Genomic DNA, 15964 nt, shown 5'->3' on the forward strand with positions numbered 1-15964 from the left:
CTATTATAATACATCGATAATCCTTTTAAATTTTATAGTGATTTAGAAAAAGATTTTTCGTTAGTCCGAACATGTTCCCTTTCACGAGAATTAAGCTTTTTTTGAAAAAACTCATCAACTTTTTTAAAAAAATAGTTTTTATCTTTTTTCTTATCTTTTGAATTATCTATGGTTTTATTACTTTCAGATGTTTGTTGAGTTTCCTTGTAAGCTTTTAAAAATTCTGAAACAAAATTAGAAAATTCATTCGCATTTGATAAAACTCCAACTTCTTTAATTGCTTCAAAAGTTCCATTTAGAATATTTTGAAAATTTTCAGCTTTAAGCGGAGATAATATTTTGTCAAAATTTTCTTTTATTTTTGGATTGATTCTTTTGTTAATACTAGCATCAATATTTTGACTACCTAGTTTAATTAACTCATCTAAACCTTTCTCAAAATGTCCATCACCCAATCTTACCTTTAGCGGTATTTTTAAATCATCAGTGATAATTTCAAATGCAATTTCTTGTTTTGAAAAAGATAATTTTTCCATTCGTTTTAGCTTTTCACAAGAATCAAAAGTTTTTAAAGTATTAAAAAGAGATTCAATCTCTTTAGGATTTGATGTATTGTCATAAGTTCCATTAAAAACACACTCTTGATATTCTTCACATAATGATGAATTATCAATAACTTTTACTTTTATATTTTCAAATGTTATGTTTTTGTTTTCATTTTCTTGTATATCTATGTTTTCCATTTTTCATCCTTAATAATTTTGTTTTTTGGTTTTGTTTTTTTGGATTATTGTAAAAATTGTTTATATTTTTTTTAGTTGCTTTTATCCTCCTTATTGTTGGTATAGTTGATATTAAAAAAATCATCAACTTCACTACATAATGATTTTATCTTTTCTAAATTATTTTTTTGAATATAATCAAAAAATAAATTTCTAAAATCATCTTTATCTAATAAAGAGATAATTTCAGAGCCTAGTTTTTTACAAAGTTTCTCTTTTCTTTCTTTCTCTTTTTGTTTTGCTTTTTGGATTTTTTCTTTATACTCTTGTTTGAGTAATTCTATTTCTTTGCTATCTTTTTTCATCTTACTCCTTGTGAATATTTTATATATTAATTATATCATAAATGTTGAAAATATTAATTTTTATGTAAAGATAAATTGACTAAAATACAGGTGTAAAAAATGTATCAATAGCAGGATAGCTATTTACTCCAAAAAATGACACCATTTTTTAGTAAATAGCAAAATATTCTCTGCGAGGCTCAATAAAAGGTGTTGTAATTTTTATGAAAAAAACTAATATTTACTTTGATGAAAAAAGTTATTCTTATCTTGTTAGACTAAAAAAAGAAATGAAAGTTTCTTTCAGTAAAATAATAAATACAATTTTAAAAAATATTTATGATAATGAAAAAGAAAATATAAACACCATAGATAAAATAAATTATCAAAATAATGAACCAAAAAAAGAAATTAGATTTAAACTTACCGAAGATGAATATAAAATATTTTCAGATTTTGCAAAGAAAAATGGAAATGGAACTGCAACAAAACAAATAAGAATTTTAACTTTAAATCATATTTATAAAGATAAATTTTTTGATAAAAATTATATCGATGAATTTATATTAGCAAGAACAGAAATAAACACAATCGGAAGGAATATATATCAGCTTTTAAAAATTTTAAGAAGCGGAAAAAGTGTGAGAATAAATGAAAAAAATTTAGAAAAATCTTTTGAGGATATTTCAATAAATATTGAAAAATTATCCAAAGAATTAGAAAAAATTATTCTTAAAAATAATGAAAGAATTTAATGTCAAGATTTAAAATTTTTGATGATGAGATCATAGCAAAAAGAGTTTATACTAAAATAGAAGTTGGATCTAAATCTACATATAATTTTGTTAAAAAAAATATATCAAATAAAACAAATAAAGTTTTTAGAAAAAATACTGAAGTCGTTGTAAAAATTACATCAGGCTCGAAAAATTTGCAAGCAGTTTGCAAACATTTAGATTATATTTCAAGAGAAGGAACAGTAGAAATAATTACAAGTGATTTTGATATATTAAAAGGAAAAGATGAGTTAAAAATTTTAAAAAAAATTTATGAAAATGAGGGCGCTCCTATTCCTAGATTTGGACAAGAAAAAAAAGAAAAAAGACATACTATTAATATGGTTTTTTCTATGCAAGATTATAAAAATGCACCCCCAGAAAAAATGAAAAAAGCTGTTTTAATGACATTAAAAAAAATGTATCCAGATAATTTTTTTGCAGTTGCTTTTCATGATGATACTGACAATCCACATTGTCATGTTTGTTTAAAAGTTGCAGATAAAAATGGAAAAAGAATTAATCCAAAAAAATCAGATTTAATGAATTTGAGATTATCTTTTGCTAAAGCATTAAACAATTTAGGTGTGGAAGCAAAAGCAACTATTCGTTCAAAAAACAATGAAGAAGTATCCTATAAACTTGAAAAAAATAAAGAACAAACTAAAATGCATTATTATCAAGTTTTAGATTATGGAAAAGCAAAATATAAATTTAGTCTTGATGAGAAAGCTAAAGATAGTTTTTATGTGAAATATAGAACAAAAAAAGGTATAGCTGTAATATGGAGTAATGATCTTGAAAGAGTTATCAAAGAAAATAAAATTTTAAAAGGGGAATATGCAAAGTTTAAAATTATAGGACAAGAAACATATCAAATTAAGAAAAAAATTAAAGCAAATGGAAAGACTTTTGAAGTAACCAAAATGGCAAAAAAATCTGTTTGGGACGCTTCTGTTTTAGGTAGAGAAAAAGAGCTAAAACCATTGCAATCAGATGAAAAAAATAATCCAAAATATACTATAAAGGAAAACAATGAGAGAGATTATACAGAACAATATAGACAGAGAATCTTACAAGAGTCCAGTAATAAATCAAATATCCCAAGAGAATCTGCCAAAGAAAGAGACTCTATGCGAATATTGTCCGAACAGTCTGTGGTTCATGAGCGAAAAGGAGCTCAAATGCCTATGCACATCAATGCACTCAATCAGCTACAGCAAGGAAAGCGAGAACGAACCGATAGTAGCTTGCGATGGACAAATTCTAGGAATAATGAGATTGAAAGAGATGGATAATTTATAAGAGAAAGGAATAAAACATAATGAAACAAGAAGTTTATACTAGCAAATTTTATATTTGCAAAAAAAATGAAAAAGAAGTTTGTTTTAAATTAGATTTTGAAATAAAAGCATTTGAAGAAAATCAAAAATTTTATTATGTTGAAATATGTGCAATTATAGACTATCAATATTTGAAAAATGAATTAGGTGTTTTTAAAAATGATAATAAAAAAAGAAATTATTGGAAGTTGAAATATATGAGTCATTGGAGTTTTAGTTCTTGCGTAGAGATTGATCATAATTATAAATCTCTAGGTATAGGGACATTTGTAATAAATAAAATATTAGAAATCGCTTTAAGTTATGTTCCAGAGGCAAATTTTCATGATATATTGAGTAAAGAAAATGATGAAAATGAAGAGAGTTGCAAGAATCGCATAAGAAGGGATAAATTGTATAAAAATTTAGGTTTCATATTTAATGAAAATAATACAAGTTTTAGTATAGATAGCATCAGTGATTTAAAAATAAGAAAAGATTTTGATTATATTCAAGAAGTTCGTATTTTTGATATGTGTAATCAATTAGCAAAATTACAATATCTAAAAGAAGGTGATGATAAGTTATTACAATATTGCAAAGATGATTTCAATAAAGAAAAAGGTAAGAATAATATCCTTCGTGCAATAATTAAGCTTATGTCTTTTGTTTCAATAGCACTGGCTGTTTGGATTGTTTATTTATTAAAGTGAAAGATAATCGCCTTTTACTAATTAATTTTTAATATCATATTCTTTCTGAATATTATTGTTTTTATTTAAATCTTCTAAAATCTTTGCAGATTTGGCACAAAAGAGCTTTTATAATCTTTTAAGGGGCAGGTATCAATTTAAATTACGAATGTGTCATAATAACAGCATCAAAATTGTTTATAGCTATTTAAGAAAATGTTTTGTTTTTGGGAAATAACATTTTATACAAAGAATATTAAAATTGAATTTTAGAAGTATAACATTATTTGATTAAATATATATTAATTACATATAACTTAAATATTATATAGATATTTTTTACATATCCATATAATATTATTTATAAATTAGTATGATATATTATGTTAATTTTCTTCTTTTACAAAAATAATGAAAGTTATTGTAAGTTCCTTTTTCGCCTAAAAATTTCCAAATATTGCGTAAGGTTATTTTTTTAGATATAAGCTCTTTTATTAGATCTTCATCTTTATCATACATACTATTAAAACTATTTGTAGGACGACCTATATTTTTTCCATTTTTGCGTGCATTAGCAAGTCCTGCTTTTGTTCTTTGTGAGATAAAGTCTCTCTCTGTTTCTGAAACATAAGCGTAGAAAGAAAGGAGTAATTTTTGAGAAGGATTGTTAAATGAACTTAATTCAGGTTGTCGTAAAAAAAACAAATTGCACACCCTTTTCAGAAAGTTCTAATATTAATGTAATAACTTCAAGCATACTTCTTCCTAATCTTGAAAGTTCTGTGCAAATTAATAAATCACCTTCATTGAGTTTATCTTTTAATTCATTCATACGCCTTTTTTCTAAACTTTTTCTTGAACTCATTTCAACTTCCATAACTTCATCAATATTAATTTTGTTTTTTATACAATATTCATATATTTGGAGTTTTTGGACTTCTGAGTCTTGTTTTGCTGTGCTAATTCTTATATATGCTATTACCATTATGTAATTATATCTAAAATTGTTTGAAGTATTATTTTTTAATAGTATGTATCATTATAATATGTATATAATATTTTTTATATATTATATACATATCAAAATTATATTTTTAAAATATCTTTTAGTTATTTAACACCTTAAATCTTATAAAAGCACCTTTATCCATGCCCATTTGTTCTGCCATACTTGATAATCTTTCATATTCTTCACTTGTAAAGCCTACAAGAAGCTTTTTATCTCTTTTGATTCTTCCAGATTGCGTAGGGGTTTTTTGTGCTGAAGTTTCTCCCGTAGCTCCTTCGATAAAACTATCTAAATTCACATTTGTATTTTTTTTAAATGCCATTTTATTATCCTTTGATTTTATTTATTAATTCATTATAGAAAGTATTAAATTCTTCTAAAGCTTTATTGTTGGAATTAATTTCTGTTTCACTAATTCCTAAACCCATTTGAATGCAAGTTTTATATTTTTCTCTTTCACAGATAATATTATCTAAAAGTTTAATATTGTCATCTTCTTGCTCTTTGATATAGGCTCTTAAATCTTCAATCTTTTTATTTAAAAAAGGATTTGGAGAGCTTTTATTGATTAAAACAAATGTTTGTAGATCTTTATTTAATTCCTTTGCCATTTTAATAATTGTAAACATTTTATCTAAAACACTAACATCAAATTGACTTGGGATTGTAGGAATGATTACAACATCTGAAAAACCTAATGCTATTCTCATTTCTTTTGAGTCTCTACCACCAGTATCGATAATAATTAAATCATACTCATTTTTATTTTTTTCTTTTTGTATAAAATCTTTTAAAGATTCGCCAACTTTAGATACAACAGAGAATGTTCTATTAATACCTTCTTCCATTCTAATATTGACAAAAGTCATAACAGATTTTTGTGGATCGCTATCACACAATAAAACCTTTTTACTCTCAGCTGCCTTAATTGCTAAATTTACAGCTAATGTGCTTTTGCCACTTCCGCCTTTTTCATTACAGATGGATATAATCATACTTATCCTTATGATATTTATTATATATCATAATTATATCATAAAAATATTAAATACATAGTATAAAAATATATATAAAAAATGTAAAAGATATTTATTTGATATGTTTTATATAATAAAAAAATACAAGTAGAAATAGCTCCAGCTATCTTATGGTTGGTTAAAAAACTATATCAAAAGATAAAAAAAGAACAAGAAAAGCTAACTTTAATAAAAGATTAAACATGGTATTTTATCTAGATCATAATGTTTATATATATTCTTTTAAGATTCTTCAATAGAAGAAGCTATTTTCAAATTGATAGCTAAATCTATGAAGATTGTTTATAGTTATACTCATATAGAAAAATATATAGCGCTTGGAAATAGCTCTAAGGGTACATAACATAAAATTTTATCATTAAAATAAGGATATTCTATTCTTATTTTTTAGAATTTTTAGATGGTTTTAACTTAGGTGTATTTCCTGGAGTATTTTTATTATCTCTTTGTCTTTGATCGAGTTCTCCAGTAGATTTTGCGGTGCGTTTTGGACCAGGCTTTAATCCCATTTTTTACTCCTTTTTCTAAAATTTATTTTTGATATTTTACCATAATGTTATATTATTTTGATATAAAAATAATATTTTGGTAGTTTTATTATGGAAAAAGATTATAAATTATATTCATCAAAAGCAATTGCAAACGAATTTATTCGTTTGGCGCAAAAAGATAATAAAACACTAACTCATATGCAATTACAAAAATTAATATATTTTGCACATGCAGTTACATTAGTTATTTTTAAGCGTCCATTAGTAAAAGATGGATTTCAAGCATGGCCTTTTGGACCGGTAAATCTTGAGTTATATTTAGAGCTTCAAGGTTCTGGAAAAAATGGGATTGAAAAATATATCGATTTAGATCAATATCATAATGACATGAAAGATGATGAAGAAACAATGAAAATAATCGACAGTATATATAAAAAACTTGGCGATAAAGATGGCTGGGAATTATCAAAAATGACTCACCAAAAAGGACATCCTTGGAGCAGTGTTTATAAAAAAGGAAAATCTAATTTAATAGATGATAATGCAATTATGTATTTTTATAGCAAAGATTTAGAATGAGTAATAATCAAAAAGAGCAAAATGATAACAGATAACACTGATAAAACAATTGCTAAAATTATAAATAATCAAAAAGAGCAAAATGATAACACTGATAAAAATACAAAAGATGAAGAAAATTTAGATAGTGATTTAAATAAAAAACAAGCTGAGCAATATTTAAATATGATAAAAGATAAGCACAATCTTTCTATTGATTATTTTAAATATACATATTGGATTATAATTGGTTACATCTCAATTATTACTTTAATAGTTATACTTATAGGATTCGAATTTTTGATATATGATAATTATGTTATTAATATTTTTCTTGGAACAACAAGCGTTAATATTATTGGACTAGGATATATTGCTATGCGTTGGTTGTTTCCAAATTCATAAAAATATGATTAAATAAATATTAATAAATTTTGTTTGAAAGAAAATAAGGATATTTTTTACTCATATATTCTTCTCTGAAATTTTAGATTCAAATATAATCGTGATTTAGGTTTTAAGTTTTGTTTAATTTTACTTCTTACCTTTATAATTTTTTTATACAAATCTGATTTTTTAGTTGCCAAATTTACTCCTTTTTAATCCAAAATCAAAAAAATGTTTATTACACATTTAATTTTAATAAAAAATTAAAATTAAATAATACCTTTATATTTAATATAAGAGCTAAATTTATCGTTCGTTATTTTTTAATGAAAGGACTCCTTTAAATGTTTAAAAAAATACTATTAATAGCATTAGCTGTAAATTTAGCTTTTGCTGCAGGCGGTATTGATAAAGTCAATACTTTGGCACAAGATATAGAAGTAGCTTTGTTTGGTGTTTCTATTATTGCTATTACAATAGCTTTTGGTATTGCAGGTTATAGAATGGCAATATTAAAACAGCAATGGACTGAAGTTTTACCAGTGGTAATTGGTGGTGTTGTTATAGGTTCTGCTTCTTCTTTGGCTGCTCTTTTGGTGGGTTAAAAGTTTATGAATAACTATTTTGATCCGCTCTTTAAAGGATTAACACGCCCTGCACTCCTTTTTGGAGTGCCTTTAGTGCCTTTCATAATGAACCTTTTAGGATTTATCTTAATAGCTGTTTATACACAACAATTTTTTCTTTTAATTTTTGGAGTTATTTCTTATTTTATTATGAAAGCAATGACTAAGAAAGATGAGCAAATGTTTAGATTGTTTTTTTTAAAAACTAAATTTATTAGTAATTTTTTGAGTAGAAAATACCATAAAGCTAAAACTTTTAATAGCGTAAGCTATAAACGATTGCCAACTAATAATGATTTTCCAAAATTATCTATATTTCCACTTCATGCTGAACCAAGTTTAGAGAAATTAATTCCTTATAGCTCTTTACTTACAGATAGTATTGTTATTACAAAAGAACATATGCTAATTAGCACATTTTTTATTGAGGGTATAGAATTTGAGTGTGAGTCAGATGAGAATTTAATTTTTAAAAAAAATCTTTTAAATATGATGATAATGTCATTTTCTAATGAACCTATTGCTTTTTATTTTCATAATGTAAGATTTAAATTACATGAATTTTTAGATTCTCATTTTGAAAATTCTTTTTTAAAGGAAATTGATGAGAAATACCATAAGAGTTTTGATAAAAAAAGTTTTCAGCAAAATTCGCTTTATTTAACTTTGGTCTATAAGCCTTTAAAATCTAATATTGATCTAAAGACTTTCAATAAATTAAATTACAAATCAAAAGCAAAAGAAATTTCAAATTTTGTTCTTAAATTCCAAGAATACTTAGGAAAACTTGAAGCTAACATTAAAGATTTTAAACCAAAAATATTAAGTGTATATAAAAAGAATAATATTAAATATTCCGAGCAATTAGAATTTTATAATTATTTAATAGGTGGAAAATTTAATCCTGTTGTAGTTTGTGATACTCCGATATATCAATATCTAACAGGAACTTTAAAAAATATTCAATTTAATCACGATATGATTCAGCTAAACTACAATGATGATACAAAAAGATTTGCTAGAATTATTGAAATTAAAGATTATTCTAATGAAACTTTTTCAGGTATTTTAGATTCTTTAATGTATCTTGATGTAGATTATACTATTACTCAAACTTTTGTCCCTTTATCAAAATATGATTCAAAATCAGCATTAAACAAACAAATTAATCAACTAATTTCAAGTGAAGATGATGGTGTAAGTCAGATAGAGCAATTAAATTTAGCATTAGATGATTTAATTAGTAATGTTATAAGTTTTGGAAATTATCATTTTAGTATTTGTGTTTTTGGTGATAGCATTGATGAATGCAAGAAAAATACTAATAAAGTAATAACTTCATTAAATAGTTTAGGCTTTACTTCAACATTAGCAAATATTGCACTACCTGCTTCTTATTTTTCACAATTTCCAAGTAATTTTGCAATACGCCCAAGAGTTCATATGGTCTCATCTTTAAATTTTTCATCTTTGGTTGCATTACATAATTTCTTAATGGGTAAAAAAGAAAAAAATTGCTGGGGCGATGCTGTAACTATTTTAAAAACACCAAACAAACAACCATATTTTTTAAATTTCCATAAAAGCGATGGGAAAAACAAAGATGAATTTGGTGATTTGAATTTAGCTAATACTTTGATTTTAGGTCAAAGTGGTGGTGGTAAAACCGTGTTTATGAATTTTATCATTAATCAAATGATAAAGTATGCTAATAAAGATAGTTTCCCTGCAAACATACCTGAAGATAAAAAGAAATTTACAGCTGTATTTTTAGATAAAGATAAAGGAGCTTTAGGCAATATTCTTTGTGCTGGCGGTAGATATATTTCTATTAAAAATGGTAAGCCTACTGGGTTTAATCCTTTTATGGTTGAAACTAATGAAGAAAATTTAAGATTTTTAAAACAACTAATAAAACTATGTGTAACACGCAATGGCGAAATTCTTAATACAAAAGAAGAAAAACAAATCAATGAAGCTGTAAATACTCTAATGTTTCAATTTGAAATTTCTGAAAGAAAATATCCTATTTCTCTACTTCTTGAAAATATTACAGATGATTTTAATGACAATAACTCTTTAAAAAGTAGATTGTCTTTATTCCAAAAAGGAAAACAATTTGGCTGGGTGTTTGATAATGAATATGACAACCTAGATTTTCCTGATGATATTAATTTATTTGGTATTGATGGAACTGAATTTTTAGATGAAAAAGATGTTTCAGCATTAATCTCTTATTTTATTCTTTGGCGTGTTATGAATTTAGCAGATGGAAGAAGACTTTGTATAGATATTGATGAAGCTTGGAAGTGGTTAGAAAATGATATTGTGGCAGAAGAAGTAAAAAACAAGTTTAAAACCATAAGAAAACAAAATGGCTTTTTAAGACTTGCTACACAAAGTATAGAGGACTTTTTAAAACTAAAGATAGCAAATACTTTAGTTGAACAATCTGCTACAAAAATATTTTTACCAAACCCTTTAGCAAAAGAAGATGAGTATTTAAGACTAGGTCTTAGCAAAGATGAATTTTTAATAGTTAAAAACTTTGCCCCACATAAACGACAATTCCTTGTTAAAAGACAAGATGAAGCAGTTGTTTGTTCTTTGGATCTTTCATCTTTAGGCAAAGAAAACCTAAAAATTTTATCTACAGGCACAAGCTATATAGAAAAAATAGAAAATATCTTTAATCAAGAAAACAAAACTTTGGAAGAAAAAATCAATGAACTTAAAACATTTTATAAGGAAGAACAATGAGATTAAGTTTAAGTAAAAGCAGAGAGAACTTTCGTTCTCCCCATGAAAAAAATTGTGTGTTGTTGGACTATGTTCGTTTAAAAAAGAGTTTTATCTCTTCTTTAAAGAAAATTGCCATAGTGCAAGCAACTGACACAATGGTGCTTATTAAAAGTTCCATTGTTTTTCCTTTATGTGTTGAAATTCCCTTCCACACCCCTACCGCCAAAATAAGGCAAAAAAAAACCCGACTACTTAAAAAAGCAATCGGGTATTTCAACACAGTTACACAATTTTTTTCTAACGATAAATACATGTAAGGAGTCTTAAATGAGTATCGTTAAAAAAATTATAACACAAAAAATTAAAAGTAGTTTTAATTAGATAAGGAGTAAAGAAGTGATGTTTGATGATATTAAAGTTATATTAGTAGCTATTTTTAGATTTAAAGCCACAAGGAAATCTCATCCCCATAAAAATGGGGCAAGGCTAATAAGCCTTGACTATTATCATACAAAGAAGTATAATAATAACTATGAGATTTATATGACTCAATTTAATCGCCTCCTTTCGGAGTGCAAATTAAGCCACAAGGGTGCGAACCTTGTGGCAAACACCCCAAAAAATTATATCCAAAAATTTAAAAAATCTATTCTTATTCTTACTTCCCTATTGATTTTGCCTAACTTAGCTTTTAGTGCTGGTATTCCTGTAGTTGATGCGACTGCAAATTCACAAATGGCAACCCAAAATGCAAAAGAAATTGCAGAATGGACTAAACAAGCTACAAGATGGCAAGATACGGTTAAACACTATCAACAACAAATTCAAGCTTATCAAAATGAACTTATGTCTAAAACAGGTGCAAGAGATTCAGTGTCTTTTATGAGAGACACAAAACAAATTTATTTAGATTTTGCTGAAGCTGGACAAAACATACAATCTTTTTATGATGATGTATTGCAAGATCCACAAGGCTTTTTAAGCGATAAAAGCAAAGAAACATTTAGAAAATTCACTCTTTTTGATCGTTGCAATGCTAGTTATTTGAGTGAAGAGCGAAAAAGAATATGTAGAATGGATATGATTACTTATGCAGCTCAAGTGGAGCATTATAATCAAGCTTCTATCCAAGTTAATACCGTAGCAAAGTCTTTAGAGAAACTACACCAAAGACTTATAGAATCAAAAGATATTAAAGAAACTAATGACATTAACAATGCGATTAATGTAGAAAAAACCAAACTAGAAATCATTAAAACTAATCTTGAAATTTCTAATATGCATTATGAAAATCAAAGAAGAATAAGACAAGATCAAGCAGCACAGCTATTTGCAGAATCAATGGGGAATGAGCCTTTGAGTTGGGAAGAGCTTGGAAAACAAGCTGAAGAAAAAGCAAAAGCTAGTGGCTTATTTGACTAAATAGGAGTGAAAAATGAGTAGTGTTATTAATATTAACAATATAGATGTCATCTTTGAAAACAAAGATGAGCAAATTTTTTGCACAAGTTTAGATATAGCTAAAGTGTTTGGGAAAAGACATGATAATGTATTAGCAGATATTAAACTCATTTTAAATGAATTGCGAGAAATAGGGGCTTCTCAAGGTCTCCTCAATTTTGAGGAGACCTATAGAAATACTGAAATTAGGGGTTTTGGTAAGGTTAAAGGAAAAACAAGAAAAGATCGTTGTTATAATCTAACTCGTGATGCATTCACACTTTTAGCTATGGGTTTTACAGGTAAAAAAGCTTTACAATTTAAAATTGCTTTTATCAATGCTTTTAATCAAATGGAACAAATCATTAAAAACAAAGAAATAGAAAAAATAAAACAACTAAAACATTATGATCTTCCTGATACACCTTATAAGGAAAAGATAGCAAACGCTATAAAGGAAATAGAACAAAAACAAAATTCTAAATTTATAGAACTAATAGAGTATGAAATAGTAGAAAAATTTAAAAATGGAAAAACACAAGTTTTACAAAAACTTAATTTTAAAACCAAATTAATTTAAATAAAAATAAATTTTAAAGAAAGGAGATAAAGAAAGTTAGTATAAAGCCAAAGGGAAAAATCATTAAAGCCCTGCTAATGCAGGGTATATCAATAAGCCTTGACAAAGCAAAGCATTATTAATATAATAGCTATAATGATTTTTTGCGACATTTAAGTCACCTCCTTTCTGGGCGGTAAATTGAATGTCAAAGGTGGCACCCTTTGGCATTCCACCCTTTACAATTATACTAACTTCTTTTAAACACCATAGTGATTAACAATGCTAAAGATTTAGAAATATTTGAACTTTGTGAAAAACTAGCAGAACTTTTAGGCGATAAAGAAGCGATTGCTGATTTAAGAACTTTAGAAAAACGCCACCCTGAAATGTTTGTAGATAAAAAGCAAGTTTCTAATTTAATTCAAATAGTTACCAAAGAGCCTGAACTAATCATTAAAAATCCTAGACCTAAAAATGAAAAAGATTTTATAGCTGGAAAAAAACTTAATGAAGAAAAAATGGGTGAAGTAGGTATTCGTAAAGATGGAAATATCAATAAGATTTTTCATGCTAATGAAAAAAGATTAAAAAACTTAGAATTAATGGCTAAAAAAGAAGTGATAGTCGATGGTAGGGACGCCCACACCCCCTACACTCAAGCCCAAAGTCTTGACGGGCGACTGGTTCAAGAGAACATTTCATCGGCTACCAACAAAATTATATCACAAGAAAACAAAAGCAAAGCATATTTTCAAGAAAAACTAAACAAATTCAATCATATAGCAAGTAAAAATAAGGAGCTTGAAAAATGAGAACACAAGTTTTACAAAAACTTAATTTTAAAACCAAATTAATTTAAATAAAAATAAATTTTAAAGAAAGGAGATAAAGAAAGTTTAAGAAAGGCCGTAGGGTAAACTTATACCCCTAAAAATAGGGGCAAGGCTAATAAGCCTTGACTGTAACTATACAAAGGAGTATAATTACAATTATAAGTTTGTTATAACTCAATTTAATCACCTACTTTCTAGGGTTAAATTTAGCCATAGGGTTGCAGCCTACGGCTAACCCTTCGGGGTATTATACCTTAGTCTTCTTAAACTTCTTAAAACACCATAGTGATTAACAATGTTAAAGTTATATTAGTAGCTATTTTTAGATTTAAAGCCACAAGGAAAATCCACCATACCCCAACAAGTGGGGCAAGACTAAAAAGCCTTGACTATAATTATACAAAGGAGTATAATTACAACTATGATGAATTTAGTGGTATTCATCTTAGCTCCTTTAGGGGCTTAGATTTTCGCCACAAGGGTGCGAACCTTGTGGCAAACACCCCAAAAAATTATATCCAAATTTTTAATCTTATAAATTTTTGTAGTTTCGTATTTTATTTTAATTTTTTAAGTAGAAAAATAAAAAATATTTTATCCCTGCAAAAGCAGGGCAAGAGCTTAATAAGCCTTGACTATTACTATACAAAGAAGTATAATAATAAGTATAAAATATTTTTGGTTCAAACAAATCACCTCTTTTCTGAGGTTTTATTGAGCCATAGGGTTGCCGCCCTATGGCTAACCCCATGTAATTATATCCAAATTTTTAATCTTATAAATTTTTATAATCTCATATTTTCTTTTAAGGCTTACCATGCAAAGTGATTTTTTCTTTCGACTTGGTAATGCTACTCATGCGATTTTAGAAGTAGTAAGAAACGCAGCATTGAGTGAAAAAATGACTCAACTTGCTGTGCTTTTTTCTATTACCCTTGTTATTACTATTATGTATAAGGGTTATGAAATCTTATTTGGTCGTTCTCAAAGTCCTACTAAAGAAGTAATGTGGGATTTAGCTGCTAAGGCTATGATCATCACTTTTGCTTTAAATATCGGCGGATGGCTTACTTTAGTTATTAATGCTATGGATGGCTTTCATGAGTGGGCTGGTGGAAGCCTTAGTATGTATAAGCAAATTGATTTTATTTTTAATGAAGTTAGAAATTTAGCTGATAGTATATGGGCTAAGGCTAGTGGATTTAGCATTATAGTTGCTGCATTTAGTATAGCTATGATTTATACAGGTTTTGGTATAGCTGTGCTACCTGCTTTAGTAGTGATTAATGCTACTGCCTTTACTCAAACTATATTAGTGATTGCTGCACCTTTAATGTTTTATTGTCTTTTATATAAAAGCACTAAAAATGTTTTTACTCAATGGCTTGCATTACTTATTTCTAATACCTTATTAGTTCTTTTTATGAGCTTATTTTTTAAGGTTTTTGCTAGAGAAATATATAAATTTGTTGATTCAGCACAAAATCAATATGCAAGTGCAAATACGGATTCATTTTTAATAGGAGTAGCTATGATTTTTTCCTCTGTTTTATTAGTTGCTATGGTTTTTGTAGCAAAGGTTTTTGCTGAAAAAGTAGGAAGCGTTGCTTTAGATTCTGCTATGCAAAGTGTGTTTTCAAGGGTAAGTAATCCTATAAGTTCTGTTGCTGGAAAAACTCTTGGAAATTTATTTGGGCATGCTCAAAAAGGAGGCTCTAAAATGGCAGAAGGTGCTTATTCTGCTATGAAATCAGGTTCTTCTGTTGCAGGTGCTAATGCTATGTCTTTAGGAAAGAGCATATTACAAAGGATGAGAAATGAAGCATAAGGTAATTTTATCTGTATTTTGTGCAATCTTTTTTAGTGCTTGTTCTATTAAAAACAATACTAATTATAACTATTTGTTTGATGATAAAAGTGGTTGGGTTGCTGTAAATGATATTAAAGATCAAGAAAAGTTTTTAAAAATGGAAATTGTTCCTGTGTTTGAAAAGAAAGAAGAAAAAGAAACTTCCATTAAAAGCTTTGAAAACATTAAAAAGAAAAAGAGAATTATTTTAAATTATCCGAGTATGTCTTATGTGATTTTAAAAAAGGCTGTAAATGATTCTAATTCTTATCATGAAGATAAGATGGTTGAAGCTGGCGAGTTTGATTATTCTATCACTTACCATACGGAGCAAGGAGATGTTTTTGTAAAAGTTTTAAAACAAAATCTTTTTTTCAAAGAAAAAGATGTGCAAATAATTGAAACTGAAGTTTTAGAAAACAAATTTTAAAGAAAGGAGATAAAGAAAGTTAGTATAAAGCCAAAGGGATTATCCTAAACCCTGCAAAAAGCAGGGGAACTTAGTATGCCTTGACAAAGCAAAGCATAACTAATATAATTACTAGGATAATTTTAGTCATTCGACTCACCTCCC

18 protein-coding genes and 2 pseudogenes are annotated in these 15964 nt (G+C 26.7%); 14 read left to right on the top strand and 6 right to left on the bottom strand.

What is annotated here, in order from left to right; translation table 11 throughout:
• Positions 1-32 precede the first annotated feature (32 nt).
• Positions 33-743, bottom strand: a complete 711-nt coding sequence (locus tag L8W64_RS08195) for a hypothetical protein (protein ID WP_012662288.1) — start codon at positions 741-743, stop codon at positions 33-35.
• A 71-nt stretch (positions 744-814) separates the two neighbouring features.
• Positions 815-1087, bottom strand: a complete 273-nt coding sequence (locus tag L8W64_RS08200) for a hypothetical protein (protein ID WP_257933371.1) — start codon at positions 1085-1087, stop codon at positions 815-817.
• A 203-nt stretch (positions 1088-1290) separates the two neighbouring features.
• On the opposite strand from L8W64_RS08200, the gene L8W64_RS08205 reads away from it, so the two are divergent.
• Genes L8W64_RS08205 through L8W64_RS08215 form a run of 3 tightly spaced genes read left to right on the top strand, consistent with a single transcriptional unit; the run spans position 1291 to position 3877 of the window.
• A complete protein-coding gene (locus tag L8W64_RS08205; RefSeq protein ID WP_257911298.1) occupies positions 1291-1821 on the top strand; it encodes a hypothetical protein in 531 nt (176 codons plus the stop codon).
• Entirely contained in the window at positions 1821-3140 is a 1320-nt protein-coding gene (locus L8W64_RS08210; RefSeq protein WP_263673446.1) for a relaxase/mobilization nuclease domain-containing protein, read from the top strand. The genes L8W64_RS08205 and L8W64_RS08210 overlap by 1 nt, the downstream gene beginning before the upstream one ends.
• Before the next feature lie 26 nt (positions 3141-3166).
• On the top strand, positions 3167-3877 hold the full coding sequence (locus tag L8W64_RS08215; protein ID WP_263673448.1) for an N-acetyltransferase: 711 nt from the start codon (positions 3167-3169) through the stop codon (positions 3875-3877).
• Positions 3878-4237: 360 nt separating this feature from the next.
• Here the strand turns inward: L8W64_RS08215 and L8W64_RS08220 are convergent.
• From L8W64_RS08220 to L8W64_RS08235, 4 genes and pseudogenes are all read right to left on the bottom strand, one after another.
• Positions 4238-4841: pseudogene (locus L8W64_RS08220) on the bottom strand (recombinase family protein).
• Positions 4842-4962: 121 nt separating this feature from the next.
• Positions 4963-5187 carry a hypothetical protein gene (locus L8W64_RS08225; RefSeq protein ID WP_240390130.1) on the bottom strand — a complete coding sequence of 75 codons (225 nt, stop codon included), beginning with the start codon at positions 5185-5187 and terminating at the stop codon, positions 4963-4965.
• Between the two features lie 4 nt (positions 5188-5191).
• Positions 5192-5860 (bottom strand): AAA family ATPase, encoded by a 669-nt coding sequence (locus L8W64_RS08230; RefSeq protein WP_263673450.1) that lies wholly within the window; start codon positions 5858-5860, stop codon positions 5192-5194.
• Positions 5861-6282: 422 nt separating this feature from the next.
• Positions 6283-6411: a hypothetical protein gene (locus L8W64_RS08235; RefSeq protein ID WP_263673451.1), complete on the bottom strand. Its 129-nt coding sequence runs from the start codon at positions 6409-6411 to the stop codon at positions 6283-6285.
• Between the two features lie 90 nt (positions 6412-6501).
• Between L8W64_RS08235 and L8W64_RS08240 the strand changes: the two genes are divergently transcribed.
• The 11 genes and pseudogenes from L8W64_RS08240 to L8W64_RS08285 all read left to right on the top strand — a co-directional run bounded on the left by L8W64_RS08240 (position 6502) and on the right by L8W64_RS08285 (position 15820).
• Positions 6502-6972 (top strand): Panacea domain-containing protein, encoded by a 471-nt coding sequence (locus tag L8W64_RS08240; RefSeq protein ID WP_263673452.1) that lies wholly within the window; start codon positions 6502-6504, stop codon positions 6970-6972.
• Positions 6973-6993: 21 nt separating this feature from the next.
• Complete coding sequence (locus L8W64_RS08245; protein WP_263673453.1) at positions 6994-7356, top strand: hypothetical protein; 363 nt, start codon at positions 6994-6996, stop codon at positions 7354-7356.
• 326 nt (positions 7357-7682) lie between these two features.
• Positions 7683-7943 carry a TrbC/VirB2 family protein gene (locus L8W64_RS08250; RefSeq protein ID WP_263673454.1) on the top strand — a complete coding sequence of 87 codons (261 nt, stop codon included), beginning with the start codon at positions 7683-7685 and terminating at the stop codon, positions 7941-7943.
• Positions 7944-7949: 6 nt separating this feature from the next.
• Positions 7950-10724 (top strand): VirB4 family type IV secretion/conjugal transfer ATPase, encoded by a 2775-nt coding sequence (locus tag L8W64_RS08255; protein ID WP_263673455.1) that lies wholly within the window; start codon positions 7950-7952, stop codon positions 10722-10724.
• Complete coding sequence (locus tag L8W64_RS08260; RefSeq protein WP_240390134.1) at positions 10721-11023, top strand: hypothetical protein; 303 nt, start codon at positions 10721-10723, stop codon at positions 11021-11023. The genes L8W64_RS08255 and L8W64_RS08260 overlap by 4 nt, the downstream gene beginning before the upstream one ends.
• Positions 11024-11375: 352 nt before the next feature.
• On the top strand, positions 11376-12128 hold the full coding sequence (locus L8W64_RS08265) for a type IV secretion system protein (RefSeq protein WP_263673458.1): 753 nt from the start codon (positions 11376-11378) through the stop codon (positions 12126-12128).
• 13 nt (positions 12129-12141) lie between these two features.
• Positions 12142-12726: a Rha family transcriptional regulator gene (locus tag L8W64_RS08270; RefSeq protein ID WP_044599632.1), complete on the top strand. Its 585-nt coding sequence runs from the start codon at positions 12142-12144 to the stop codon at positions 12724-12726.
• Between the two features lie 251 nt (positions 12727-12977).
• Positions 12978-13520, top strand: coding sequence for a hypothetical protein (locus L8W64_RS08275; protein WP_263673460.1), 543 nt, complete (start codon positions 12978-12980; stop codon positions 13518-13520).
• Positions 13521-13847: 327 nt separating this feature from the next.
• Positions 13848-14288, top strand: a pseudogene (locus tag L8W64_RS09015) (hypothetical protein); the annotation flags it as partial.
• 70 nt (positions 14289-14358) lie between these two features.
• The gene (locus L8W64_RS08280; protein WP_263673461.1) at positions 14359-15369 is read left to right on the top strand and encodes a type IV secretion system protein; all 1011 of its coding nucleotides are present in this window, start codon (positions 14359-14361) and stop codon (positions 15367-15369) included.
• A complete protein-coding gene (locus L8W64_RS08285) occupies positions 15359-15820 on the top strand; it encodes a hypothetical protein (RefSeq protein ID WP_263671763.1) in 462 nt (153 codons plus the stop codon). The genes L8W64_RS08280 and L8W64_RS08285 overlap by 11 nt, the downstream gene beginning before the upstream one ends.
• Positions 15821-15964: the final 144 nt, after the last annotated feature.

Source organism: Campylobacter sp. IFREMER_LSEM_CL1097, assembly GCF_025772225.1.
GTDB classification, from domain to species: Bacteria; Campylobacterota; Campylobacteria; order Campylobacterales; family Campylobacteraceae; genus Campylobacter_D; species Campylobacter_D lari_D.

What these genes read in the sequence shown, in the direction of transcription:
- L8W64_RS08255 (WP_263673455.1), top strand. Translation starts at nt 7,950, where the DNA reads ATGAATAACTATTTTGATCCGCTCTTTAAAGGATTAACACGCCCTGCA.
- L8W64_RS08260 (WP_240390134.1), top strand. Translation starts at nt 10,721, where the DNA reads ATGAGATTAAGTTTAAGTAAAAGCAGAGAGAACTTTCGTTCTCCCCAT.
- L8W64_RS08200 (WP_257933371.1), bottom strand. Translation starts at nt 1,087, where the DNA reads ATGAAAAAAGATAGCAAAGAAATAGAATTACTCAAACAAGAGTATAAA.
- L8W64_RS08195 (WP_012662288.1), bottom strand. Translation starts at nt 743, where the DNA reads ATGGAAAACATAGATATACAAGAAAATGAAAACAAAAACATAACATTT.
- L8W64_RS08245 (WP_263673453.1), top strand. Translation starts at nt 6,994, where the DNA reads ATGATAACAGATAACACTGATAAAACAATTGCTAAAATTATAAATAAT.
- L8W64_RS08250 (WP_263673454.1), top strand. Translation starts at nt 7,683, where the DNA reads ATGTTTAAAAAAATACTATTAATAGCATTAGCTGTAAATTTAGCTTTT.
- L8W64_RS08215 (WP_263673448.1), top strand. Translation starts at nt 3,167, where the DNA reads ATGAAACAAGAAGTTTATACTAGCAAATTTTATATTTGCAAAAAAAAT.
- L8W64_RS08240 (WP_263673452.1), top strand. Translation starts at nt 6,502, where the DNA reads ATGGAAAAAGATTATAAATTATATTCATCAAAAGCAATTGCAAACGAA.
- L8W64_RS08210 (WP_263673446.1), top strand. Translation starts at nt 1,821, where the DNA reads ATGTCAAGATTTAAAATTTTTGATGATGAGATCATAGCAAAAAGAGTT.
- L8W64_RS08235 (WP_263673451.1), bottom strand. Translation starts at nt 6,411, where the DNA reads ATGGGATTAAAGCCTGGTCCAAAACGCACCGCAAAATCTACTGGAGAA.
- L8W64_RS08280 (WP_263673461.1), top strand. Translation starts at nt 14,359, where the DNA reads ATGCAAAGTGATTTTTTCTTTCGACTTGGTAATGCTACTCATGCGATT.
- L8W64_RS08285 (WP_263671763.1), top strand. Translation starts at nt 15,359, where the DNA reads ATGAAGCATAAGGTAATTTTATCTGTATTTTGTGCAATCTTTTTTAGT.
- L8W64_RS08270 (WP_044599632.1), top strand. Translation starts at nt 12,142, where the DNA reads ATGAGTAGTGTTATTAATATTAACAATATAGATGTCATCTTTGAAAAC.
- L8W64_RS08205 (WP_257911298.1), top strand. Translation starts at nt 1,291, where the DNA reads ATGAAAAAAACTAATATTTACTTTGATGAAAAAAGTTATTCTTATCTT.
- L8W64_RS08225 (WP_240390130.1), bottom strand. Translation starts at nt 5,187, where the DNA reads ATGGCATTTAAAAAAAATACAAATGTGAATTTAGATAGTTTTATCGAA.
- L8W64_RS08230 (WP_263673450.1), bottom strand. Translation starts at nt 5,860, where the DNA reads ATGATTATATCCATCTGTAATGAAAAAGGCGGAAGTGGCAAAAGCACA.